Raw genomic sequence first — 24117 nt, forward strand, 5'->3', positions numbered from 1 at the left:
CTCCGTGATCACGTTCTCTCGGCGATATCTCCTGGTCACCCTGGCATGGCTGGTGACCCGGGGGTGGGTGGTGATCCTCTACGGCTTCCCGGCCGCGGCGGAGGGCTCGTTCTCCTGGTGGGGCGCGGAGTGGGGCGTGGTGGGCGACGTGAACTACTACCGCGACAGCCTCGACGCACTGGCTACAGATGGGGTCGCGGGGACGCTGGTCGAGTATCCGGTGCCGGCGCTGCTGCTGCTCTGGATCCCGTACGCCGCGATCGGCCTGCTCCACCTGGGCGGCGAGGCGTACATCGTGGCTGTGCTGGCGATGGCGGCGCTGACCGACCTGCTCTTCATGGTGCTGCTCGTCCGCAACCGCCGCCGGACGCACCCGAGGTTCGGGATCTCCGCCGCGGAGGCGTTGTGGCTGGTCGCCGTCCCGGCGCTGGGGGCGACGGCGTACGCCCGCTTCGACCTCTTCCCCGGGATCATGGTCGGCCTGGCGGTGCTCTACGCGGTCAGGAGACCGAAGGTGGCTGCGGCGTTCGCGGCCTTCGCGACCGGCGCGAAGTACTGGCCGATCCTGGTCATCCCGGCCCTCGCCGCGAACCGCGCCACCCGCCGCGGGGTCATCCTGACCGTCGCCGGCACCGGCATCGCCCTGGCCGGTCTTAGCCTCGTCCTCGGTGGCTGGGACCGGCTCTGGACACCGCTGAACTACCAGAGCGAGCGAGGTCTGCAGATCGAGTCGGTCTTCGCGACCCCGGCGATGTACGAGTGGGGCCACGGCGGTCCGGAGAGCGGCTACGCCATCGACTACACCGAGTGGAAGGCGTACGACATCAGCGGGCCTCTGGTCGAGGCGCTGCTCCTCGCGGCGACGGTCGCCTCCGTGGTCGCCGGGGCGCTCGTCATCGTCTGGTGGATGCTCGCCTGGCGTCGCCTCCCCCGCGGCGAGAGGACCGAGGAGACGATCGTGTGGCTGGTGCTCGCGACGGTGGCCGCGTTCCTGGTGACCAACAAGGTGCTCAGCCCGCAGTACATGCTCTGGCTGCTCCCCGCCGCCTCCGCCGGGCTGGTCCTGCTCCGCGGCCGGGCTCGCCGTCAGCTCGGGATCTGGTCGGTCGTGCTGGTCGTGGTGACGGTGCTGACCCACGAGATCTTTCCGCGGATGTACGGCTACATGCTCACCTTCAACGACATCGGCTCACCGTGGATCACCGAGGTGCTGGCCTGGCGCAACGGCCTGCTGGTGCTTCTCTTCCTCTACGCCGCGTGGCGCACGACCCGGCTGCTGGCCACATCGTCGAGCGACGACGAGCCAGCAGCCGAGGTCACGACAGGCAGACCCGGGCGACGTCGCCCTGAGCCGAGTAGATCGTGACCGGCTCCTCGGCGAACACCGGCCGGCAGGCCGCCGCGGTGAGCTCGTGCACGGTGACGCCATCGTAGAACCCGTGGTCGTCGCAGTTCTCGTAGTTCACGAAGACCTCCCCGGGCTCGCCTCCGTCGCGGATGATCCGCAGGATGACGTACGCCGTGACCGGCTGCCCGGCGGCACAGTTCTGCGGCGTGTTGGGACCGGAGCGGGCCGGCGCGCTGCGGATGGCCTCGAGGAGTCCGGCGGCGTCGGAGCCGGTGATCTCTCGCGACCCGGTCAGCGATGCCGAGGACGGCTCGTACCGGCAGATCGCGATCGACTCCGGGTCATCGCCCTCCAGCGGCGAGGTCGCGGGATCGGTCTTCGGCCGCACCGGGTCGCCCTCAGCCAGCGGCGACGCCGTCTCGCAGCCGTAGGGATCCTTCGCCACGGTCCTCAGGGACCCCTTGATCTCCTGGTTGACCCGCTCGTCGCCCGGCCCGGTGAGGATCGTGGCGTACGCGTCATCCCCGACCTGGACCCGGGTCAGCAACCAGCCCTCGTGCTCCCAGGAACCGGTCTGGAGGCTGGCGCCCTTGCCCGGCCTCTCGATCAGGACGTAGGGCTGCCACAGCGCGAACGGCACCTTGCCGAACTGCGGCGGGAAGTCACGGTCCTCGGTCTCGTTGCAGGCGATACGCGGCACCGGCTGGTTGGTGATGTTCGCGACGTAAGGAGTCCGCGGCACGGTGTCCCACTGGTCGCCGGGCTTCGCGATGCACTCCGGCAGCGCCGGCGCTGTGGCGTCGGCCCACTCCTCGGGCACCTGGAAGGCGATGTCGTAGCGGACCGCCCAGCGGTTGCCGTCCGCGGGCGCGGGCAGATCGGTGCGGCCGCGCTCGATGTAGGTGCCTTCGGGGGCCGCCTCGTCGGCACCGAGCGCCTTGGGTGCGTTGCCGGAACCGTCCTCGGCGCCGTCGGAGGCGTCGCTCGCGGCTGTGCTCTCGCCACCGCTGCCCGTGGGCTGCAGGTTGGCCACCACGCCACCCAGGCCGACGACGGCCAGCACCGCGGCGGCAGCGGCCAGGATCCAGGGCGCCTTCCGGCGTACGGGTGCATTCTCCTCGGCCTTCTCGGTCTGGTCGGACAGGTCAGCCGGTCCAGCCTCATCAGAGGCCCCGGGGATCGCGAGCTCCCGCGGCTCGAAACCGTCGGCCGCACGGGCCAGGGCGGCCCGGAAGGCCCGCTCCTCGCGCTCGAAGTCACTCATTGTCAACCCCCTCGTTCCCTCTCTGATCAACAGAGCCTTGCTCGTTCAACCGCTGCCTCAGTTTGGCCAGCGCCCGGTGCACATGTGAGCGGGCGGTCGCCTCGGCGCAGTCGAGCACCGTCGCTATCTGCGCGAACGACAGGTCCTCGTAGAACCGGAGAACCACCGCCGCTCGCTGGTTGGACGGGAGCGTCTGCACCAGCTCCCACGCCTCGTCCGCGTCCCGCTCCTCGGGGCCGGGCTCATGGCTGGTCGCCATCGGCTCGACGTCCTCGACCAGTACCAGCCGGCGCCGCTTGCGCCAGCCGCTGATCGACCCGTTGACGATGCTCCTCTTCACGTACGCCTCCGCCGTCCCGGACGCCGCCAGCGACTCCCACCGCGGCAGCGCACGGGCGAGGGCGTCCTGCACCAGGTCAGGAGCGTCGGAGTTGTTGCCGGTCACCAGATAGGCGAACCGCTGTAGCGCGGGCCCCCTCGAGGCCACCCAGGCCCCGAAGTCCGGATCCCTCTCCTGCTCTTCGGCATCCACGGACACCTCCTCTGGCACGTTCACACCCCTCCTACGCGAAGTCTGTCGTGTTCGTTGCGTGTAAAGCGGAATTGAGTTGCCCCAAGACGTCCCGGTCCTAAGGTTGGCCGGGTGACCCGTGAAGTAGACGCCCGCACCGACCGCTATGTCGAGGAGCTCTGCGCCCTCGACCCGCTGACAGCGACGTACGTCGGTGTCGCCGGCCACGACGCGGACCTCCCCGACCTCTCCCCCGACGGGATGCAGGCAGTGGAGGAGCTCAACCGTGCGGCCTACGCCGACGTGGCCGCGATCAAGCCGGTCGACGAGCGTGAGCAGGTCGCCAAGGACGCGTTCCTGGAGCGGGTCGGGCTCGACATCGAGTTCGCCGACGCGCAGCTGGACCGGAAGTTCGTCTCCGTCATCACCAGCGGCATCCACAACCTGCGCGAGGTCTTCGACCTGATGCCGACCGGCACCGAGGACGACTGGGCCGCGATCGGCGCCCGGCTGGCCGGGATGCCGGACGCGGTCGCGGGCTACACCGCGACCCTCCGGGAGGAGGCCGCGGCCGGGCGGGTCTCGGCGACGGCTCAGTACGAGAAGGTCGCCGACCAGATCCTGAGCTGGACCGGGCAGAAGGGCGCCGGCGACTTCTTCAACGGTCTGGTCTCACGTGCCCCCGACGCCGTTCCTGCCTCCCTGCGCGCCGAGCTCGAGGCCTCGGCCACGAAGGCCAACGAGGCGTTCGCCGAGTTCGGGCGCTTCATGGCCGCCGACCTGGTGCCCAACGGGCTCCCGAAGGAGGCCGTCGGGCGCGACCACTACCAGCTCTCCTCCCGGCGCTACCTCGGCGCCGAGATCGACCTCGAGGAGACGTACGCCTGGGGTTGGGAGGAGCTCAAACGACTCTCCGACGACATGGAGGCCACCGCCGACCGGATCCTGCCTGGCGCGAGCGTCGTCGAGGCGGCCGCCCATCTCGACAAGGACCCCGCGCGGCAGCTGACCTCGACTGCCGCGCTCAAGGAGTGGATGCAGACCGCCGCCGACCGCGCCATCGCGGAGCTGGCCGACGTGCACTTCGACATCCCCGAGCCGGTCCGGCGGATCGAGTGCATGATCGCGCCGACCACCGACGGCGGGATCTACTACACCGGCCCCTCCGAGGACTTCTCCCGGCCCGGCCGGATGTGGTGGTCGGTGCCCGAGTCGGTCACCTCGTTCGGCACCTGGCGCGAGCTGACCACGGTCTACCACGAGGGTGTGCCGGGCCATCACCTCCAGGTCGCGCAGACCGCCTACCGCGCCGAGCTGCTCAACCGCTGGCAGCGGCTGATGTGCTGGGTCTCGGGCCACGGCGAGGGCTGGGCGCTCTACGCCGAGCGCCTCATGGACGATCTCGGCTACCTGGACGACCCCGGTGATCGTCTCGGCATGCTCGACGGGCAGTCCTTCCGGGCCGCGCGGGTGATCATCGACATCGGCATGCACCTGGAGCTGACGATCCCGGAGGACAACCCGTTCGGCTTCCACCCCGGCGAGGTGTGGACGCCCGAGCTCGGCCGAGAGTTCATCGGGCAGCACTGCCTGATGGAGGACGCCTTCCTCGACTTCGAGGTCGCCCGCTACCTCGGCTGGCCGGGCCAGGCCCCGTCCTACAAGGTCGGTGAGCGGATCTGGCTCCAGGCACGTGAGGATGCGCGTGCACGTGCCGGCGCCGCCTTCGACATGAAGGCCTTCCACCGCGCGGCGCTCGACCTCGGCTCGCTCGGCCTCGATCCTCTTCGGGCGGCGCTCGGGCGGCTGTAGTTCTGCGGGGTCGGTCAGAAGATTTTGGTCGTACGCGGGGGCGACTCTTCGTCTGCGCTGCTGTTTCCACGGGGTTGGTCTGGGCCGCCGACCCGTTCTTCGAGGGTCTTCTCGACCTGCCCCGGAGTCAAGGACGGCCTTCGGCCGCCGGCTTCGCCGGTCGCCTTCGGCGATCCTTGACACCGGACCACGTCGAGAAAAGATTTGGCTGGCTATCGGGGCGGCGGCCCGGGTGTGGCCGTGGAGCACTCACCCACGGCAGGTGACCGCTCCACGCCTGCGCCAGACAAGGGGTCTCCGGGGTGAAAGAAAAATTTCTTCCACCCGCCAACCCCTCCCCAGCCGAGGCAGGATCTGGAGGCGAACGAAAATTCGTTCGCCCAAGATCCCGAACCCCGACCCAACCCAAACCTCCGCGCCAAACCCCTGCCGCCGACCCGATAGCCAGCCAAAATTCTCGGCGACGGCCGGTGTCAAGGATCGCCGCAGGCGACCGGCGTCAGCCGGCGGCCGAAGGCCGTCCTTTACTCCGGACGCCGCCGAGAACACCCTCCAAGACAGGGTCGGCGGCAAACCCCAACCACAAAAACACGGCCCCCAACAGAGGCGGAAACCGACCTACCCCCGCCGAGTCAACACCCTCTGCGCAACGACAAACACGAGCACCAGCACCCCGATCGAGATCCGAGTCCACCAAGAAGACAGCGTGCCGTCGAAGGAGATGAAGGTCTGGATCGTGCCGAGCACGAGCACACCCAGCAGCGACCCGATCACGAACCCACGACCGCCGGTGAGCAGCGTGCCGCCGATGACGACAGCTGCGATCGCGTCGAGCTCCATCCCGACCGCGTGCAGCGAGTAGCCCGAGAGCGTGTAGAGCGCGAACAGCAGCCCGCCCAGCGCAGCACACAGCCCGCTGATCGCGTACACCCCGACCTTGGTCGCCGCGACCGGCAAACCCATCAGCAGCGCCGACGGCTCGCTGCCGCCGAGGGCGTAGACGGTGCGTCCGAAGCGGGTCGAGGCGAGGACGTACGCAGCGACCGCGACGACCACCAGCGCGAAGACCGCCGTCCAGCCGAGGTAGTAGCCACCGGGCAGGGTGATCGTGCCGAACGCGATGGCCGAGAAGGTCTCGTCCTTGATCGGGATCGAGTCGACGCTGATCAGGTAGCAGAGCCCGCGGGCCAGGAACATGCCCGCCAAGGTGGCGATGAAGGGCTGGATGTCGAAGTAGTGGATCAATAGCCCCATCGCGGTGCCGAGCAGGGTGCCGGACAGGAGCACGATCACGATCACCGCGACCACCGGCAGGCCGAGCTCGAGCGTCCGAGCCGCGATCAGTGTCGAGAGGGCCACGTTGGAGCCGACCGAGAGGTCGATCCCGCCGGTGAGGATCACGAAGGTCATTCCGACCGCGAGCACGATCAGGAACGCGTTGTCGAGCAACAGGGTCAGGAAGACCTGCGGGTCGGCGAACCCCTCATAGCGGAGCCCGCCGACCCCGAACATGCCGATGAACAGCGCGAACGTGCCGAGCACGGGGAGGTAGCGCCGCGGCGGGCTGTAGCGCGCGACCCGGGCGATGAGCCCGGTCTCGATCGCGGGCACCTGAACACTCATGCGACAGCCTCCTCGCGGCTGGTCGGCGTACGGTCGCTGCGTCGTTGCAGCACTGCCCGCGCCTTCGGCGACTGCAGCAGGCACACGACCACGACCACCAGCGCCTTGAACAGATAGTTGGCCTCGGCCGGGATGCCGATGTTGGGGATGGTCCGGCTGAGGGTGGCGATCAGCATCGCCCCGACCAGGGTGCCCGTCAGCGAGAAGCGGCCGCCGGCCAGCGACGTACCTCCGATGACGACGGCCAGGATGGCGTCCAGCTCGATCCACAGTCCGAGGCTGTTGGCGTTCACCGAGTGGGTGTTGGCGGCGATGATCAGACCGGCGGTGCCGGCGCACAATGCCGCGAAGACGTAGACGGTCCAGATGATCGTGCGGGAGCGTACGCCGGCCAGCCGGCTCGCCTCCGGGTTGATCCCGACCGACTCGATGAGCAGGCCGAGCGCCGTGCGGCGTACGACGATCTGGGTGGCGGCGAAGACCCCGAGCGCGATCAGAGCGGCGACCGGGAGGGTGAGCAGATGGCCCGAGGCCAGCGCGGCGAAGGCGTCGTTGTTGACCGTGGTGATCTGGCCACCGGTCACCAGCATCGCGATCCCGCGGCCGGCGACCATCAGGACCAGCGTGGCGATGATCGGCTGGATGCCGACCACCGCGACCAGGAAGCCGTTCCACAGCCCCAGCGCGACGCAGACCGCGAGCGCCATCGTGATCGCGATGACGGCCGTGCCCAGGGCTCCGTCGGCGGGGCTCTTGACGATGTAGACGCAGGCGACGGCGCCGGCGATCGCCGCCACCGCCCCCACCGAGAGGTCGATCCCGCGGGTCGCGATGACCAGCGTCATCCCGATCGCGACCAGCAGCACCGGGGCACCGTTGCGGACGATGTCGACCAGGCTGCCGAAGAGGTGACCGTCCTGGATGCGTACGTTGAAGAAGGTCGGCGTTGCGATCAGGTTGACCACCAGCAGCGCGCCGAGCGCGGCCAGCGGCCAGAAGAGACGGTGGGCCATCGCGCGGGCGCCGAGCCCCTGGCCCGGTCTGATGTTCTCAGGCATCTGCTCGCTCCTTCTCGGCGAGGCCGCCGGGTTCGCCGGTGATGATCTCGAGTACGTCGTTGACTTCGATGCCCCGGTTGGGCCGCTCGTCGATCTTGCGGCGGTCCTTGAGGACCACCAGCCGGTGGCTCAGCCGGAGCACCTCCTCGAGCTCGGCGGAGATGAACACCACGCTCATCCCCTTCTCGGCGAGATCGGCGACGAGCTGCTGGATCTGGGTCTTGGCACCGATGTCGATGCCGCGGGTGGGCTCGTCCAGCAGGAGTACGTCGGGCTCCGTGATCAGCCAGCGCGCCAGCAGAACCTTCTGCTGGTTGCCGCCGGACAGACTCCGCATCGGGAGGCTCGGGTCGGCCGGGCGTACGTCGAGAGCGGTCATGAACTCCTTGACCAGCTTGTCCCGGGTAGCCGTCGGGATCGGCCGCAGCCAGCCACGGGTGGCCTGCAGGCCGAGCAGCATGTTGTCGGCCACGGAGAGCTCCTCGAAGACCCCCTCGGCCTTGCGGTCCTCGCTGCAGAAGGCGAGCTTGCGGTCGATCGCGTGTCGGGGACTGCGCAGCCTCCGCCGACTCGAGCCGCGAACCGTGAGGTCGCCGGTGTCCGGGGCGTCGGCGCCGAACAGCAGCCGGGCCAGCTCCGTACGCCCCGAGCCGAGCAGGCCGGCGATGCCGACGACCTCGCCGGGGTACAGGGTGAGATCGGTGGCCTCGAGGCTCCCCTTCCGGCCCAGCCCGACGGCGCTCAGCACCGGGAGGCGCTGATCGGTCGCAGCCTCCTCGGATGCCTCGTGCACGGCATGGTCGAGGCGTTCGAGGACCTGGAGGTCGCGGCCGATCATCAGCTGCACCAGCTCCAGCTGGGTGGTCCCCTCGACCAGCCGCTCACCCACCACGCGGCCGTTGCGCAGGATCGTCATCCGGTCGGAGATCTCGAAGACCTGGTCGAGGAAGTGGGAGACGAAGACGATCGCGGTGCCCTGGTCGCGCAGTCTGCGCATCACCTCGAAGAGCCTGGCCACCTCGTCGGCGTCGAGGCTGGAGGTCGGCTCGTCGAGGATCAGCACCCGAGCATCGGTGTCGACGGCACGCGCGATCGCGACGAGCTGCTGGACGGCGATCGGGTGGCTGCCGAGCTCTGACCCGGGGTCGATGTCGATGCCGAGGCCCTGCAGCGAGGCGGCCGCGCGGCGGTTCATCGCCCGGCGGTCGATCGGGCCGATCCCGTTGAGGCGGCGCGGCTCGCGACCGAGGAGCATGTTCTCGGCCACGGTGAGGTTCGGCACCAGGTTGACCTCCTGGTAGACCGTGCTGATCCCGGCGTGCTGAGCCGCGGCCGGGGTGGCGAACTGGGTTTCGACGCCGGCGATCTCCACCCGTCCCGAGTCGATCGTGTAGACCCCGGTCAGGGCCTTGATCAGCGTCGACTTCCCGGCCCCGTTCTCTCCCATGAGCGCGTGCACCTCCCCCGGCAGGAGTCGCAGCGAGACGCTGTCGAGCGCTCGGACCGCTCCGAACGTGATGGAGACGTCGAGCATCTCCACCACCGGCCGGGGTGGCTTCATTTCTGCCTGGCTCATGTCGTACTGGCTCCTGGCGGGGTCGGAGGGGGCGGCGGCGGAATGCTCACCGAGGTAGCTCGGTGAGCGCGCGCTTCCCTCGTGGAGTTCCACGAGGGAAGCGACGCCTCACCGAGGCACCTCGGTCAACGGGCGTCAGTACTTGCGGTCGGGCAGCGCCTCAGCGGCCTGCTCCGGGGTGAAGGTGGTCTCCTCGGTGACGATGCGGTCGGGGACCTCCTCGCCGGCGACGACCTTCTCGGCGACGTCCATCAGCTGCGGCCCGAGCAACGGGCTGCACTCGACGATGTAGTTGATCTCGCCGGCGGCCAGTGCGGTCATGCCGTCCTTGACCGCGTCTACGGTGATGATCTTGATGTCGGTGCCGGGCTTCTTGCCGGCCGCCTTGATCGCCTCGATCGCACCCAGGCCCATGTCGTCGTTGTGGGCGTAGACGACGTCGATCTTCGGGTTGGACTGCAAGAAGGCCTCCATGACCTGCTTGCCGCCGTCACGGGTGAAGTCACCGGTCTGCGACTCGGTGATCTTGATCTTGGAGTCCGCGGAGATCTTGTCCTCGAACCCCTTCTTGCGGTCGATCGCCGGAGCCGATCCGGTGGTGCCCTGAAGCTCGACGACGTTGACCGCGCCGTCCTTGTCGACGTCGGAGGCGTCGGCGTTGTCGACCAGCCACTGCCCCGCCTTCTCACCCTCCTCGACGAAGTCGGAGCCGATGAAGGTGACGTAGAGCGAGGTGTCCTCGGTGTCCACGGCCCGGTCGGTCAGCACGACGGGGATCTTGGCGCGCTTGGCCTCCTGGAGCACCGCGTCCCAGCCGGTCTCGACGACCGGGCTGAACGCGATGACGTCCACCTTCTGCTGGATGTAGGACCGGATCGACTTGATCTGGTTCTCCTGCTTCTGCTGAGCGTCGGAGAACTTCAGGTCGATGCCGGCCTCCTCGGCCGAGTCCTGGATCGATGTGGTGTTCGCGGTGCGCCAGCCACTCTCGGCGCCGACCTGGGCGAACCCCATGGTGATCGAGCCGTCGTCGGCGGCTTCGCTGCCGCCGCACGCGCTGAGCGACATCCCACCCATGGCGAGCGCACACAGCCCGATGAGGGTCTTCTTCACTGTCGTCCTCCAGTGTTTTTACTGCGGCGGCCAGTGTGACCGTCGTCACGATGCGACCCAGTGTGAGCGTTAACATCGGCGCGGTCAAGCGGAATCGGAAGATCGGTTCGAATCGGCAGCAGGTCGTCCGGAACTCCCCATACTGTGTCGACCATGACGCTCACCCTGACCCCGGAACAGGCGCGACGGATCGCTGTACGCGCCCAGCTCCTCGACGCGCACCGGCCCGTCTCGCTGGTGGAGACGGTCGATCAGCTGACGCTTCTGCAGATCGACCCGACCAAGGCGATCGCGCCGAGCGCGGATCTGGTGGCGTGGTCGCGGTTGGGGGATGCGTACGATCATTCGGATCTGACCTTCGCCCTCGAGCAGGAGCGCTCGCTGGTGGAGTTCTCCAGCTTCATCTTCCCCATGGACGAGATCGAGACGGTTCTCGCTCTGTCTCCGGGCCGGATCCACCCCACGGCCGTCGAGTGGGTGGAGGCCAATAAGAGATTCCGTACGCAGGTCCTGGATCGGCTGCGAGCCGACGGCCCCCTCGTGGCCGGCGAGATCGAGGACACCGCCGAGGTGCCCTGGGCGTCGACCGGCTGGACCAACGACAAGAACGTCCTGCGGATGATCGAGCTGCTCAACCGGATGGGCGAGGTCGCGATCGCCGGCCGCCGCGGCAAGCTGCGCACCTGGGATCTCGCCGAGCGCGTCTACCCCTCCGACCTGAGCCCCACGTCGGTAGAGCCCTCCCCAGAGGAGGCCCTGAGGGTCGAGACCGTGCGCCGCCTGGCCTCGCTCGGGATCGCGCGTCCCGGGCGGAAGGACTCCTCTGGCGGCGAGGTGCTCGGCGCCGGGGACGCGGGCGTCCCGTGCACCGTGGCCGGCATCGACAGCGAGTGGCGGGTCGACCCCGAGGCTCTGGCCGCCCTCGAGGACGGGTTCGCGCCACGGGCTGCCCTGCTCTCCCCCTTCGACCGCCTCGTCTACGACCGCGACCGGGCGCTGGACCTGTTCGGGTTCGAGTACGTCCTGGAGATGTACAAGCCGGCCGCCAAGCGCCGCTGGGGCTACTTCGCCCTCCCGATCCTGTACGGCGAGCGGCTCGTCGGGAAGCTCGACGCGAAGGTGGACCACAAGAAGGCGCTGATGAACGTCTTCGCCGTCCATGAGGACTTCGGGTGGACCGCCGAGATCGGTGACGCGGTCGAGGCCGAGATCGAGGCGCTGGCTGGGTGGCTGGGCGTCGGGATCGTCCATCCGTGACAGCGGCCCCGAAAACAGGGCAAACCGACGCGAATTGCCCTTCTCCACATCCTTCGGCGCGCCTACTGTGAGCGAAACGGGGTCGGAAATCGATCAAAGGAGACGATCCGAATGGCAACGCTCAACCCGTACATCAGCTTCAAGTCCGAGGCCGCTGAGGCGCTCGAGTTCTACCGGTCGGTGCTCGGCGGCACCGTCGAGACGATGACCTTCGACTCCATGGGCGACGCGATGGGTCCGGTGCCGCCGGAGGCGAAGGACCTGGTCATGCACGGCTCGCTCACCCTCGACGACGGCCTCGTCCTGATGGCCGCCGACACGCCTCCCGGGATGGGCATGGACTACGTCGCCCCGACCGCCGGCATCACCGTCGCGATGACCAGCGCCGACGCCGCCGACCACCCGCGCTTCGCCGACTACTACGCCAAGCTCTCCGAGGGCGGCACGCCCGGGATGCCGTTCGCGCAGGCCCCGTGGGGCGACTACTTCGGCCAGTTCGAGGACAAGTTCGGCGTGAGCTGGATGTTCGACGTCGCCGGCCCGGAGTCGGCACAGGCCTAGACGAAGGTCCGAGCAAAGATCCGTCTTTCGTAGGAGGCGCCGGACAGCGAGTCGTTTTACCGTCGATACATGCTGATCGCGGAAGACCTGCTGCTGCTCGTGCTCGATGACGAGAAGGGCACGCTCGCCTCGTCCTGGGTCCAGCAGGCGCTGGGCGGAGCGATCCTGACCGAGCTCGTCATGGCGGGCTCGGTCCAGGTCGTCCCCAAGTCCGGGCTCACCCCGGCCAAGGCCGTGGCGGTGCCGGGCGGGCGGCCGGACGAGCCTGTCCTGGCCGCTGCGTACGACGTGCTGGCGGCCAAGCCACTGGCGGCCAAGAACGCCGTCACCAACCTCGGCAAGGGCCTGCACGAGGCCCTCGCCGCGCGGCTGAGCGATCGCAACATCCTCAGGCGCCGCGACGAGAAGATCCTCGGCCTCTTCCCGCGCACCACCTGGCCGGCCGCGGACTCGACCCACGAGAACGCCGTACGCGGCCACCTGGTCGCCGTCCTCATCCAGGGCGCCGCGCCCGACGAACGGACCGGCCCGCTCATCGCCCTCCTCTCCTCGATCGACCTCGCCCACAAGGTGGTCGACACGAGCGCCGTCGGCGCTGGAGCGGTGAAGAAGCGGGCCAAGGAGATCGCCCGCGGCGACTGGGCCGCCAAGGGCGTCAAGGACGCGATGGACGAGGTCACCGCGGTCATGACCGCGGTGATGGTCGCCACCACCGTCACCACGACGGCCACCTGACAAAACCCGAGGATCGCAGCCGCGGAGGGGCTGCGATCCTCGGGTTCATGCGGGCCGTCAGGCGAAGAACGCCCGCAGGTCGGCGGCGACGTCCTCGGGACGCTCCATGGCCGCGTAGTGGCCGCCCTCGGGGAACTCCGACCAGTGCTGGATGTTGGCGTTGTCCCGCTCGGCCAGCGACCGGATGGTCTGGAAGTCGTCCTTGAAGATGGCGACCCCGATCCGGCCCTGGGAGACCTCCGGCTCGCGCTCGGCGTGCCCCTCCTCGTAGTGGTAGCGCGCAACCGAGGCGTAGGAGTTGGTGAGCCAGTAATAGGTCACCTGCTCGATGACCTGCTCGGGGGTGACCAGCGAGGTGCCGTTGCCGAAGGACTCGAAGAGCTCGCTGTAGGCCAGCGTCCCGACCGGCGAGTCGGCCAGCGCCGCACCGATCGTCTGCGGACGGGAGCCGTTCATGGCGTTGTAGCCGCCGACCGACTGGAACCACTGCATGTGCTCGAGCGCGGCGTACTCCTTCGGCCCGAAGCCCTCGAACTCGCTCGGGTCGCCCGACGGGAACGAGAAGAGCTGCAGCACGTGGGCGCCGAGGAAGCCCTCGGGGTTCAGCAGGGCCAGCTCGCGACCGATCATCGCGCCGCCGTCGCTGCCGTGCACCCCGTAGGAGTCGTAGCCCAGCCGGCGCATGAGAACGTCGTACGCCTCGGCCGCCCGCTTCATCGTCCAGCCGGTCTCGACCACCGGCGTCGAGAGCCCGAAGCCCGGCAACTCCGGGATCACCAGGTGGAACTCGTCCGTCAGCGACTCGATCATCGGCAGGAACTCCAGGAACGAGCCGGGGTAGGTGTGGGCGAGGAGGAGAGCCTTGGCGTCCGGGTTCGAGGACGGTACGTGGACGAAGTGGATGACCTGTCCGTCGATCTCGGTCAGGTGGTTGGGCACGGCGTTGATGCGCGCCTCGACCGCGCGCCAGTCGAAGCTCTTCCAGCGCTCGACCATGTCGGCGAGGTAGGCCGTCGGGGTGCCGTAGTCCCAGGAGTCACCGGGCACGCTGGGCGCGAACCGGGTGCGCTCCAGGCGGGTGCGGAGGTCGTCGAGATCCGCCTGCGGGAACTCGACGGTGACGGTGCTGATCTCGGTGTTGACCTGCGTGTTCATGACTTCTCCTTGGTTGTTTCCGACCTTGTGAGACCTACGTTATGAAGGGTTCCGGCAAGCCTGATTCCGGAATTCCGCTGGCCCGTGAATCTTTTTTCCCGCACGCTGAGCCCGTGCTGGAAACCTCTGCGCGACTGCTCGCGCTCCTCGGTCTGCTGCAGTCGTCTGCCGGCTGGACCGGCGCCGACCTGGCCGCCCGGCTCGACGTCTCCGAGCGCACCGTGCGCAACGACATGACCAAGCTGCGCGAGCTCGGCTATCCGGTGGAATCGGTGCGCGGCCCGGGTGGGCGCTACCGGCTCGGTGACGGCGGGAAGCTTCCGCCGCTGCTGCTGGACGACGAGGAAGCGCTCGCGGTCGCCGTCGGGCTGCGTGCCGCGACGGGCATCACCGGTGTCGCGGAGACCAGCGCCAGGGCGCTGGGAAAGCTCGAGCAGGTTCTGCCCGACCACCTGCGTCGCAAGCTGGCCGCGGTGGTCGATGCGATGGAGGCTGGCCCCGTCAACACCGACAGCAACGTGCCCGACCCGGACGTCGACGCCGGCACCCTGCAGGCGCTGGCCACCGCGATCCGGGACCACGCCGGCGTACGCGCCGACTACCGCGACGAACCCATCGAGGTCGAGCCCTACCGACTGATCGCCTGGCAGCGCCGCTGGTACCTCGTCGCCCGCGACCCCCGCGCCGACGCCTGGCTGCCGCTGCGCGTCGACTGGCTCCGTCTGAAGGTGCCCGGCGGACGCCCGTTCCGCCCGGCTGATCCCACGCCGTTCGATGAGCAGAGCGACCTCACCGAGTTCGTCGTACGCGAGGTCGCCCGCACCGGCTGGGCCGTCCACGCCCGCCTGATCATCGCCGCCTCCGCCGACGAGGTCATCTCCCGCATCAACCCCGCCGTCGGCACCGTCGAGCCGATCTCCCCCGACCGCAGCGTCCTGGTCACCGGCGGAGACAGCCTCGAGGTCGTGGCCGTCTGGATCGGCATGCTCGGCCTCGACTTCACCGTCGAGTCACCCCCAGAGCTCCGCGACCACCTCGAGATCCTGGCGAACCGCTACGCCGCTGCCATCACCCAACCGGAATGACGACCTCGTGCTGATCGCGGAAGACCTCGCGCTGCTCTTGCTCGAGGACTTCAGTGGGCGTCCCGTCGGCGGGTTCGACATGGGGACGCTCGACCTCCTCGCCGGCGGTGCGCTGGTGTCCGAGCTCGCGCTCTCCGGAGCGGTCCACCTGCACCTCGATCCGGTCAGACGCACCCCGGAAGTGCACCCGACCGGAGTCCGGATCCCCACGGATCCCTGCCTCCAGCGCACCCTGACGCTCGCCGGCGGGAGACCTCGCCCGATGGCCCTGGTCAGGAGCAGCGGCAGCCAGATGTTCGGACATCTCGCCGACCGCCTCGTCCACCGTGGCCTGCTTCGCCGGGAGGAACAGAAGCGCTTCCTCGGCACCCGGACCGTCTGGCCGGCCACCGAGATCAGCTACAAACAGGACGTACGCCACCACCTCGCCGCCGCTCTGTTCGAGGGCGCCCACCCGAGTCGGCGCACGGCTACCTTGATCGGTCTCCTCGCCGCCGTCGACCAGATCCATCTACTCTTCTTGTCCCCCGACGTATCGCCGGCCTTCGTCAAGCTCCGCGCGGATCACATCGCTCAGGGCGATTGGGCCGTTACCGCCCTACGCAGCATCCTCCGAGCCATTCACCGCGGAGGTGACTGGTTCGGTGGCGGCGACGGCGGAGGTGTCTTCGGCGGAGACGGCGGGGGCGGAGATGGTGGTGGAGGAGGGGGCGGCGATGGCGGAGGCGGTGGCTGACCGAACTCAGTCGTTCCGTCGACCAGCGACCTCGACGAACGCCCGTACGAGGGGGTGGACCGGGGCTCCGGCGAGGGCACCGATGTGGGGCTGGAACATGCTGGTGACGTAGAACGGGTGGTCCGGGAACTCCAGAACCTCCGCTCCGGCGTCGTCCGCGGTGGCGCCGACGACGACACCGATCTTCTCCAGCGTCGCCACGGCCTCGGCTGTGGGCGCGTAGTTGCAGAAGTGCATGCCGACGAACGGCTCCGGCTGCCAGCCCGCGAAGCGGGTGCCGGGGACCGGGGTCACCAGCCGCTCCTCGCCGTAGAGCGAACAGGCCAGCGCGGCGACCGCGTTGTCCTCGCCCGCGCCGTCGGACTCGGCATGGGTCGCCGCAGAACCGAGCACGTTGCGGGTCCACTCCAGCACCGCGTACTGCATCCCACCGCACACCCCGAGGAACGGGATGCCCCGCTCCCGCACGACCGTGAGCGCAGCGAGAACCGCGGCGTCATCGGCGTAGGGCGAGCCGGGCACGAGCCAGACCCCGTCAAAGGCCGCGATGCGATGTCCTGAGCTTGTCAAAGGGTCGAACCCGGAGTCGGTCGGCACCCACTCCGTCTCGACCCCGAGCTCGGCCAGCTGCGGCCGGAGGGCGTTGAGCTCCTGATGGCTACGGTGTCCCCGGTCGTCGCCGAGCAGTGCGATCATGCGCCGATCCTCGCAGCCACGCACCGGCTTGATCCAACGATTTCCACCCTGGTGGACTAAGTCGGACTAACCTAGACTGGTCTCATGACGACGCAGGTCAACATTCACGAGGCGAAGACGCATCTGTCTCGCCTGGTCGATCAGGCCGAGCACGGCGAGACGGTGATCATCGCGCGTGCAGGAAAGCCCGTTGTCCAGATCACGGCCCTTCCGCAGTCCAACGTCCGGCTCGGTGGCCTCCGCGGCATGTTCTCGCTGCCGAGCGACGACGAGTGGGAAGCGATGGATGAGGAGATCAGGGGCATGTTCGACCCGGAGCTCGAGATCCAGGCGAACCGCGACTGATGCTGCTCGACACCAACGTCTTGATTCGGATGACGGCGTTCCCGGACACATTGGGGCCCGTGGCGTGGGACCTCATCGAAGGCGGTCCGGTCTACGCGTCATCGATCTCCCATTTCGAGATCACGATGAAGAGGATGCTCGGCAAGCTGGATGCACCGGACGATCTCGTCCGGCTCTTCGGCGATCAGGGCATCACCCCGCTTCCGTTCACGGAACGGCACGCGGCACGCGTGGCCAAGTTCGAGGCGTTGAGCAAGCACGACCCATTCGACCGCATCCTGGTTGCTCAGGCCGCGGCGGAGGGCCTTGAGTTCATGACGTCCGATCGGATCTTGCTCGGGCTCGGCTACGACTGGATCGTGGACGCACGTAAATAGGTAGAAGTCCGCAGCCATTGGGTGGCTGCGGACTTCTACCCAGTTCACTCCTGCGGCTTGATGCCCAGGCGGTCGAGCTCCTCGTCGATGATCGCGGTGTCCAGCTTCTGGAAGACCGGGGTGGGCTTGGCGACCGGGGTGCCGACGACGATCTCGTGGCGCTCCCAGGTCGGGGCGCCGGAGTAGTCGCCGGTGATGATCGGGTAGGCCTTGCCGTCGTCGAGGTCCTCGACCTCCTCGATGCGGGGCATCGGGGCGACCTCACCCTTGCCACCCAGCGCCTTGTCGATCTCGTTGGCGGAGAACGGCAGGAACGGGGACAGGATCAGGTTGAGGTCGGCGACGCACTGGGCCATCACGTGCAGCACGGTGCCCAGACGCTCGCGGTCCTCGGGAGCCTTGGCCAACTTCCAGGGCTCGAGGTCGGTGACGTACTTGTTGACCTCGCCGACCGCACGCATCGCCTCGCCGATCGCCTGCTTCTGCCGGTGACGGCCGATCAGGTCGCCCACCGTGCCGAACGCGGCGCCGACGGTGTCGAGGATCGCCTGGTCCGCCTCGGTCAGCGTCCCGGCTGCGGGCAGCTCGCCGAAGTTCTTCGCGATCAGGGTGGCGGTGCGGTTGACCAGGTTGCCCCAGCCGGCGACGAGCTCGTCGTTCGTACGCCGCACGAACTCCGCCCAGGTGAAGTCGGAGTCGTTCGACTCGGGGCCGGCGGCCGCCACGAAGTAGCGGAACGCGTCGGGCTGGTAGCGCGAGAGGAGGTCGCGCACGTAGATCACGATCTTCTTCGAGGAGGAGAACTTCTTGCCCTCCATCGTCAGGTATTCGCTGGAGACCACCTCAGTCGGCAGGTTCAGCACATCGTAGGAACCGGGCTGACCACCCTTCGACCCCTGACCGTTGTATGCGATCAGCTCGGCCGGCCAGATCTGGGAGTGGAAGACGATGTTGTCCTTGCCCATGAAGTAGTACGACAGCGCCCCCGGGTCGTTCCACCAGTCGCGCCACGCCTCGGGCGAGCCGGAGCGTCGGGCCCACTCGATCGAGGCGGACAGGTAGCCGATGACCGCGTCGAACCAGACGTACATCCGCTTGGTCGGGTTCTCGCGCCAGCCGTCGAGCGGCACCTTGATGCCCCAGTCGATGTCGCGTGTCATCGCGCGCGGGCGGATCTCCTTGAGGATGTTCTGGCTGAACCGGATGACGTTGGGACGCCACAGGCCGGTCTGCTCGCGATCGTCGAGGAACGCGTGCAGCGCATCGGCCAGCGCGGGCAGGTCGAGGAAGAAGTGCTGCGTCTCGACGAACTCCGGCGTCTCGCCGTTGATCTTGGAGACCGGGTTGATCAGCTGGTCCGGGTCGAGCTGGTTGCCACAGTTGTCGCACTGGTCACCGCGGGCCCCGTCGGCCCCACAGATCGGGCAGGTGCCTTCGATGTAGCGGTCCGGCAGCGTCCGGCCGGTCGAGGGCGAGATCGCACCCTTGGAGGTCTGCTCGACGAAGTAGCCGTTGTTCCACACGCCGAGGAACAGCTCCTGCACCACCGAGTGGTGGTTGGCCGAGGTGGTGCGGGTGTAGAGGTCGTACGTCAGACCGAGCGAGACCAGATCCTCGACGATGATCCGGTGGTTCTTGTCGACGAGCTCCTGGGGCGTCACGCCGGCCTCGTCGGCGGCGATCAGGATCGGGGTGCCGTGCTCATCGGAGCCGGAGACCATGAGCACGTCGTGGCCCGCCATCCGCATGTACCGACTGAAGACGTCGGAGGGCACGCCGAAACCGGCCACGTGGCCGATGTGGCGCGGGCCGTTTGCGTACGGCCAGGCGACTGCGGACAGAACGTTGCTCATGGCCCCATCCTAGGGAGAGGCAGCCACTCGTTTTATATCGACACCGGCAACCCGGATCACGGGTTGAACATCTGGTCCCGCTGGTAGGCGTACTTCCGGATCCACGGCAGCCACTTGGCGAGCTGGGCGCCCGGGCAGGAGGTCTCGTTGGTGTGGAAGTGGCCGTCGATGACCCAGACCCGGACGCGCCGGCCGGCCGGGAACCGGTCGCTGCCCTTCGAGATCGTCTCGAGCGTGCCGCGCTCGTCGCGACCGGCCATGTCGAGCTTCCAGGCCGCCATCCGCTCGGTCTTGATGAGGGCGTCGTCGGAGGGACGTACGTTCTCGAAGTTGCCGATCAGGGCGATGCCCATCGACTGGTGGTTGAAGCCACGCGTGTGCGCGCCCTTGACGAGCCGGTCGATGCCGCCGGAGCGGCCCTCCCAGGCGCGGCCGTACTTGTCGATGAGGAAGTTGTAGGCGATGTCGAACCACCCCAGTGACCTGGTGTGATAGCTGTAGATGCCACGGATGATCCCCGGCACGTCGCCCTTGGAGTAGTTGTTGCTCGTGGCGGTGTGGTGGATGTGGACCTGCTTCAGCGAGCTGTTGTACTCCGGGCGGCCGTTGCGCCAGGAGTTGTTGGCACCCCACTGCGACCGGGTGAAGATCGTCGGCTTCGGCGCCCACTTCGGTCGCGACCGCGCGACCCGGCCGTTGGCGCTGTCGTTCGAAGCGCTGCCGTAGCCCAGGTCGTCGGCCTCCCGCTTCGGAGCCTTGACGTCCTCCTGCGGCCCGGTGTTGATCAGGGTCAGCTTCAGGTCCTTGGGCTGCGCACCCTCGACCCGCACCTGTACGCCGCTGGCCCGGCCGGTCCACACCGGCTGGGTGCCCCGGCGCTCGATCTTGCCGCGCGCGGCGACGCTCTCGGCGCCGTCGGGCAGGTCCTCCTGCAGCGGCAGCTCCTGCCACTCGCGCCACGTGTCCGACTTGCTCACCCGCACCTCGACCTGGGGAGTCTCCGCCCCGGTCCAGGAGACCCCGACCATCGAGAAGGTCGTCGTACGCAGCTTCTCCGTCGAGGCCGCGGCGGCGGACCGCTCGGTCAGCCGCGGCGGCAGCTTCACGTCACGGGTGGCGATGCCGTCCTCGAGACGGGGCAGCTTGATCAGCTGACCGTCCTCGGCGGCTGCCGGACCGATCGCCGAACCGATAGCAGGCACGAGCATCGACGCGCCGACAACGACAGCGGTCAGGGTCATGGTGATGACGCGGGGGAAGCTGGCCATACCCTTGATTTTGAAGAGTCGAGCGCCCGACATGCCGCAAACGCATGTGTTCGGTGTGTCGTTTGAGACCTCTGTGACTCATGAGGCCCAGTTCGGAGTCACGCCACGAACGGCACCGGACGCCCCGCGTACGCAGCCAGGTGCTCGTAGGCACCCGATCCCTCCGGCGCCGAGAGCGCGTTGGCGAAGGCCCGCCCCTTGCGCTCCGGCCCGAGGATGCGGTCCATCGCGACGACCGCCCGCTGGGCGACCGCCTCGTCGAGACCGTCGGTCGGGCGGCCGAGCGCCGCGGACAGGTCCCAGGTGTGGACCGCGATCTCGGCCGACTGCCAGTCGGGGTCGATCATCACCATGTCGTCGGGGCCGACCTCGCGCCACAGGTTGATCAGCGCGTTGCCCCTGGTGCGCAGCTCCTCGCCCAGGTTGACCGCGTAGTCCTCACGCCCATCCCATCCCGGCGGCGAGCCCTGCAGCATCGTCACGAAGACGCGGGGCTGGGCGATCATGTGGTTGGCCAGCTTGCGCAGATCCCACTCGGGGCACGGCGTCGGCCGCGCCAGATCCTCCGCCGTGACGGTGTCGAGAAGCTCTGCTGCCTGCGTCAGGGCCCGCTGCAGCGCGAGCACTCCCATCTGGTCAACCACACGACCATGGTGTCAGGCGAGTCTGCGTCCCGCGAAAGCAGCCAGCCGCTCGTACGCCCCGGCGCCCTCGGGCGCCGCCACCTCGGCGTCGAACGCACCCGTGCGCATCTCCGGCTTCAGGGTCGCCTCCATGAAGCCCAGCGCGACCTCGGCCAGCTCCGGGTCGAGCTCGGAGGTCGGGACGTCGAGCGCCTGCGCGAGGTCCCAGGAGTGGGTGGCGTACTCAGCGACGAGCAAGCCGACCGGCACGCCGGGACCCTGTCCCCATGCGTGCAGGACGTCGTCGGCGCCGACCCTGAACGTCGGCCCCCAGCTCTCGCTGACGTGCGGCGCCGGCGCGCCCCAGTCGGGCTCTCCGCCACGAAGCATGGTGACGAAGTTGCCGCCGTCCGCGATCACGTGGTCGGCCAGCGTGCCGACGTCCCACTGCCGGCACGGCGTCGGCCGCGAGACGGTCTCGGCGTGCACCCGGTCGAGCAGGTCGCCGGTCTGGTCCAGCGCCCGCGAGAGAATTCCTGCCTCGTCTGTTGTAGTCACCCCGCCAACCTACGACTGGTTCGGCGGGGCGTCACCGGTAAACCTTCAGCTGAAGTCGAGGTCGTGGACCCGGGCGCGCTTGAGCTCGTAGACGTAGGGGTAGGACGTGATCAGCTGGAACCCGTCCCAGAGCTTGCCGGCCTCCTCGCCCTTGGGCGCCTTGGAGATGACCGGTCCGAAGAAGGCCGAGCCGTTCATCGCGATCGTCGGGGTGCCGACGTCGTTGCCGACCTGGTCCATGCCCTCGTGGTGGGACTTGGCGATGTCCTCGTCGTACGAGGAGTCGTCCATCGCGTCGGCGAGCTCGACCGGCAGCCCGACCGAGACCAGCGCGTCCTCGATGACCTCGCGGGTGAACTCCTTCTTCTCCACGTGGCGCCGGGTGCCGAGCGCCGTGTAGATCTCGGCGAGCTTCTCCTGGCCGTACTCGTGCTGCACCGCCATGCAGACCCGCACCGGGCCCCACGCGGTCGCGAGCATCTTCCGGTAGTCCTCCGGGATGTCCTTGTCCTGGTTCAGGTACGCCAGGCTCATGATGTGCCAGGTCACCTCGACGTCCCGCACCTTCTCGACCTCGAGGATCCAGCGCGAGGTGATCCAGGCGAAGGGACAGGCGGGGTCGAACCAGAAGTCGGCAGAGGTCTTCTCGAGGGTCTTCTCGGACGGCGCAGCGGGGGTGGTCTGTGTCATATGACACTGAACCACCCCCGCTGCGGATCTGTTCCGGCCGTCAGTTGACGGTGGTGAAGGCACCCCCGCTGGCCCAGTAGGCGACCTCGTCGCCGCTGTAAGCGGCGGTGACGGCGTACTCGCCCGCGGGGAGCTTGACGAAGGTGACACCGGCCGCACCTCCGCTGAGCGTCTTGGTGACCGTACGTCCGCCGTTGGTCGTGATCTTGACCGTCCCGGTCGGCTGGTATCCCGGCGCGGTGACCTGGACGGCCACCTTCGCCTCCCGGGAGCCGCCGGTCCCGGTGACCTTGACGCTCGGCTTGACGCGGACCCGGCCGCTGGGGCCGTACGTCTCGGTCAGCGTCTCGCCGCTGCGGGAACGAGCGACCACCGTGACACTGAGGCGGCGACCGACGTCGGCCTCGGTCGGACGGTACTTCTCGGTCGTAGCCCCTGAGATCGGCGTGCCTTCACGCGTCCACTGGTAGGAGAGGTCGACCGCCTCGCTGAAGCCACCCGGATCGACCTGCATCAGGCCGCCGAGACGAGTGCCGCCCTTCACGAAGCCGGCCTCGGTCTGCGACAGCTCGCCCCCGCTCGGCGGCTCCGCCGGCTGCTGCGGCGCCTTGCCGCCGCCGACGAGCGTGCTGGCGAAGGCGTACGACTGCTTCGGACGGTAGCCCTCCTGGACACCGACGACGACCGCGCCGATCCTCTTCCCGGAGGCCGTTGCGGGCACCTTCAGGAAGCGGGACTTGGTGCGCGTGATCAGCTGCTTGTCGGCGTACCACCTGACCTCGCCGATCTTGGCCGACGGCTCGTAGTCCGCCCCGCCGACGGAGATCGTCGAGCCGACCTTCTGGGTGCCGCTGATCTTCGGCTGCGCCAGGACCTTGAACGTGCCCTGCTTGATCGGCGGCAGGATCTGGCTCATCGTCCTGGCCTCGCTGTAGTCCCGGCGGGTGCCGGTGAGCACCGCCGCGATCTGCTTGCCGGCGAGGTGGCCGGGGATGCGGAAGGTCTTGTTGGTCGCGCCCGGGATCGGCTTCTTGTTCACGATCCACTGGTAGCGGATCTTGTTCGGGTTCGGGCTCCACGAGCCGGTGTTGACGGTGACCGCCTTGCCGACCTGTGCCGTGCCCTCGACCGTCGGCCGCTTGGTGACCGAGAGGCGCTGGTCGTTGAAGTGGATGAACCCGGTCGGGTAGTTCACCGAGTCCTTGCCGATCCGGCGCCAGCTGATGTCGCTGCCGTAGTTGGACTCCGAGATCGTGATCGTGTCCGCGCCGACCTTCTCGACGATCGCGACGTGCCCGAAGCGGCTCGCGCTCGGGTGCGAGGAGTGCCACCAGGCGACCGAGCCGACGGTCGGCGTCCGGTTCGTCATCCGGCTCAGCGCGACGCCCCAGTTGGTGGCGTTGCCTTCGCCCGACCAGGGGCGAGCGTTCGGCAGGCCGGTCTGGATCAGCTTGTACGCGACGTAGTTGGTGCAGTTCCGACCGGCGTACATCCGCCAGTACATGCTCCCCCACGCACTCTCGTAGCCGCCGGTGGAGTAGCCCTTGCTGCGGCAGTCCGAGAAGCCGGAGCAGAGCGTGATGGAGCCCGCGTGCGCCGGTGATGCCAACTTGGGGATGACTTGCACACCGAGGCCGACGAGCAGCAGAACCGCGCCGGTGACCAAGACCCGGCGCAGCGCCCCGCCAGGCTTCCCCACCTGGCGCGACTCCTGTGAATACTGGTGTTCCTGTGACTTGAGGGGCACATGAGCACCCTAGAGAAAGTTGTCAACCATTGATACCGGTGTGTCGGAATTACAACACTGTATTTTTACTTTTCACGCTCAGCGACTCCCAAGAACGGGCAACAAGCGCTATATAAATGTCTCGAA

General features: G+C 68.5%; 23 protein-coding genes. 9 read left to right on the forward strand and 14 right to left on the reverse strand.

Annotation, left to right across the window (positions count from 1 at the left end; all coding sequences use genetic code 11):
* The first annotated feature begins 4 nt into the window (after positions 1 to 4).
* Complete coding sequence (locus OH802_RS28510) at positions 5 to 1366, forward strand: glycosyltransferase 87 family protein (RefSeq protein ID WP_406023726.1); 1362 nt, start codon at positions 5 to 7, stop codon at positions 1364 to 1366.
* Here the strand turns inward: OH802_RS28510 and OH802_RS28515 are convergent.
* Together OH802_RS28515 and OH802_RS28520 are read right to left on the reverse strand one after the other, a co-directional pair.
* Entirely contained in the window at positions 1317 to 2612 is a 1296-nt protein-coding gene (locus OH802_RS28515) for a hypothetical protein (protein WP_406023727.1), read from the reverse strand. The genes OH802_RS28510 and OH802_RS28515 overlap by 50 nt on opposite strands.
* Complete coding sequence (locus OH802_RS28520; protein WP_350659327.1) at positions 2605 to 3144, reverse strand: SigE family RNA polymerase sigma factor; 540 nt, start codon at positions 3142 to 3144, stop codon at positions 2605 to 2607. The genes OH802_RS28515 and OH802_RS28520 overlap by 8 nt, the downstream gene beginning before the upstream one ends.
* A 111-nt stretch (positions 3145 to 3255) precedes the next feature.
* Here OH802_RS28520 and OH802_RS28525 point away from each other — a divergent pair, with 111 nt between their 5' ends.
* The gene (locus OH802_RS28525) at positions 3256 to 4935 is read left to right on the forward strand and encodes a DUF885 domain-containing protein (protein WP_406023728.1); all 1680 of its coding nucleotides are present in this window, start codon (positions 3256 to 3258) and stop codon (positions 4933 to 4935) included.
* 618 nt (positions 4936 to 5553) lie between these two features.
* Here the strand turns inward: OH802_RS28525 and yjfF are convergent.
* The 4 genes from yjfF to OH802_RS28545 all read right to left on the reverse strand — a co-directional run bounded on the left by yjfF (position 5554) and on the right by OH802_RS28545 (position 10305).
* On the reverse strand, positions 5554 to 6558 hold the full coding sequence (gene yjfF, locus OH802_RS28530; protein ID WP_406023729.1) for a galactofuranose ABC transporter, permease protein YjfF: 1005 nt from the start codon (positions 6556 to 6558) through the stop codon (positions 5554 to 5556).
* Complete coding sequence (locus tag OH802_RS28535; RefSeq protein ID WP_406023730.1) at positions 6555 to 7616, reverse strand: ABC transporter permease; 1062 nt, start codon at positions 7614 to 7616, stop codon at positions 6555 to 6557. Before OH802_RS28535 ends, yjfF begins: the two co-directional genes overlap by 4 nt.
* Positions 7609 to 9192 carry a sugar ABC transporter ATP-binding protein gene (locus OH802_RS28540; RefSeq protein ID WP_406023731.1) on the reverse strand — a complete coding sequence of 528 codons (1584 nt, stop codon included), beginning with the start codon at positions 9190 to 9192 and terminating at the stop codon, positions 7609 to 7611. Before OH802_RS28540 ends, OH802_RS28535 begins: the two co-directional genes overlap by 8 nt.
* A gap of 135 nt (positions 9193 to 9327) precedes the next feature.
* Entirely contained in the window at positions 9328 to 10305 is a 978-nt protein-coding gene (locus tag OH802_RS28545) for an ABC transporter substrate-binding protein (protein WP_406023732.1), read from the reverse strand.
* A gap of 153 nt (positions 10306 to 10458) precedes the next feature.
* On the opposite strand from OH802_RS28545, the gene OH802_RS28550 reads away from it, so the two are divergent.
* The 3 genes from OH802_RS28550 to OH802_RS28560 all read left to right on the forward strand — a co-directional run bounded on the left by OH802_RS28550 (position 10459) and on the right by OH802_RS28560 (position 12858).
* A complete protein-coding gene (locus tag OH802_RS28550) occupies positions 10459 to 11562 on the forward strand; it encodes a DNA glycosylase AlkZ-like family protein (RefSeq protein ID WP_406023733.1) in 1104 nt (367 codons plus the stop codon).
* Between the two features lie 111 nt (positions 11563 to 11673).
* Positions 11674 to 12123 (forward strand): VOC family protein, encoded by a 450-nt coding sequence (locus tag OH802_RS28555; RefSeq protein WP_406023734.1) that lies wholly within the window; start codon positions 11674 to 11676, stop codon positions 12121 to 12123.
* Between the two features lie 69 nt (positions 12124 to 12192).
* Positions 12193 to 12858: a GPP34 family phosphoprotein gene (locus OH802_RS28560; RefSeq protein ID WP_406023735.1), complete on the forward strand. Its 666-nt coding sequence runs from the start codon at positions 12193 to 12195 to the stop codon at positions 12856 to 12858.
* A gap of 57 nt (positions 12859 to 12915) precedes the next feature.
* On the opposite strand, the gene OH802_RS28565 is transcribed toward OH802_RS28560, so the two are convergent.
* Positions 12916 to 14013, reverse strand: a complete 1098-nt coding sequence (locus OH802_RS28565; RefSeq protein ID WP_406023736.1) for an epoxide hydrolase family protein — start codon at positions 14011 to 14013, stop codon at positions 12916 to 12918.
* Positions 14014 to 14126: 113 nt separating this feature from the next.
* Here OH802_RS28565 and OH802_RS28570 point away from each other — a divergent pair, with 113 nt between their 5' ends.
* Positions 14127 to 15098, forward strand: a complete 972-nt coding sequence (locus OH802_RS28570; RefSeq protein WP_406023737.1) for a helix-turn-helix transcriptional regulator — start codon at positions 14127 to 14129, stop codon at positions 15096 to 15098.
* Between the two features lie 7 nt (positions 15099 to 15105).
* Complete coding sequence (locus tag OH802_RS28575; RefSeq protein ID WP_406023738.1) at positions 15106 to 15834, forward strand: GPP34 family phosphoprotein; 729 nt, start codon at positions 15106 to 15108, stop codon at positions 15832 to 15834.
* A 6-nt stretch (positions 15835 to 15840) separates the two neighbouring features.
* Here the strand turns inward: OH802_RS28575 and OH802_RS28580 are convergent, their stop codons facing one another.
* Positions 15841 to 16530: a glutamine amidotransferase-related protein gene (locus tag OH802_RS28580; RefSeq protein WP_406023739.1), complete on the reverse strand. Its 690-nt coding sequence runs from the start codon at positions 16528 to 16530 to the stop codon at positions 15841 to 15843.
* Positions 16531 to 16614: 84 nt separating this feature from the next.
* Here OH802_RS28580 and OH802_RS28585 point away from each other — a divergent pair, with 84 nt between their 5' ends.
* Both OH802_RS28585 and OH802_RS28590 read left to right on the forward strand, forming a co-directional pair.
* Positions 16615 to 16875 carry a type II toxin-antitoxin system Phd/YefM family antitoxin gene (locus tag OH802_RS28585; protein WP_406023740.1) on the forward strand — a complete coding sequence of 87 codons (261 nt, stop codon included), beginning with the start codon at positions 16615 to 16617 and terminating at the stop codon, positions 16873 to 16875.
* Entirely contained in the window at positions 16875 to 17252 is a 378-nt protein-coding gene (locus tag OH802_RS28590) for a type II toxin-antitoxin system VapC family toxin (protein WP_406023741.1), read from the forward strand. Before OH802_RS28585 ends, OH802_RS28590 begins: the two co-directional genes overlap by 1 nt.
* A gap of 44 nt (positions 17253 to 17296) precedes the next feature.
* Here the strand turns inward: OH802_RS28590 and metG are convergent, their stop codons facing one another.
* The 6 genes from metG to OH802_RS28620 all read right to left on the reverse strand — a co-directional run bounded on the left by metG (position 17297) and on the right by OH802_RS28620 (position 23943).
* Positions 17297 to 19105 (reverse strand): methionine--tRNA ligase, encoded by a 1809-nt coding sequence (gene metG / locus OH802_RS28595; protein WP_406023742.1) that lies wholly within the window; start codon positions 19103 to 19105, stop codon positions 17297 to 17299.
* Positions 19106 to 19161: 56 nt separating this feature from the next.
* A complete protein-coding gene (locus OH802_RS28600; protein ID WP_406023743.1) occupies positions 19162 to 20373 on the reverse strand; it encodes a peptidoglycan recognition protein in 1212 nt (403 codons plus the stop codon).
* Between the two features lie 98 nt (positions 20374 to 20471).
* The gene (locus tag OH802_RS28605; RefSeq protein ID WP_406023744.1) at positions 20472 to 21017 is read right to left on the reverse strand and encodes a maleylpyruvate isomerase family mycothiol-dependent enzyme; all 546 of its coding nucleotides are present in this window, start codon (positions 21015 to 21017) and stop codon (positions 20472 to 20474) included.
* Positions 21018 to 21029: 12 nt separating this feature from the next.
* The gene (locus OH802_RS28610) at positions 21030 to 21554 is read right to left on the reverse strand and encodes a TIGR03086 family metal-binding protein (RefSeq protein ID WP_406023745.1); all 525 of its coding nucleotides are present in this window, start codon (positions 21552 to 21554) and stop codon (positions 21030 to 21032) included.
* A 45-nt stretch (positions 21555 to 21599) separates the two neighbouring features.
* Entirely contained in the window at positions 21600 to 22244 is a 645-nt protein-coding gene (locus OH802_RS28615) for a DsbA family protein (RefSeq protein ID WP_406023746.1), read from the reverse strand.
* A 40-nt stretch (positions 22245 to 22284) separates the two neighbouring features.
* On the reverse strand, positions 22285 to 23943 hold the full coding sequence (locus OH802_RS28620) for a CHAP domain-containing protein (protein ID WP_406023747.1): 1659 nt from the start codon (positions 23941 to 23943) through the stop codon (positions 22285 to 22287).
* Positions 23944 to 24117: the final 174 nt, after the last annotated feature.

It is taken from the genome of Nocardioides sp. NBC_00850, assembly GCF_045207335.1.
GTDB lineage: Bacteria > Actinomycetota > Actinomycetes > Propionibacteriales > Nocardioidaceae > Nocardioides.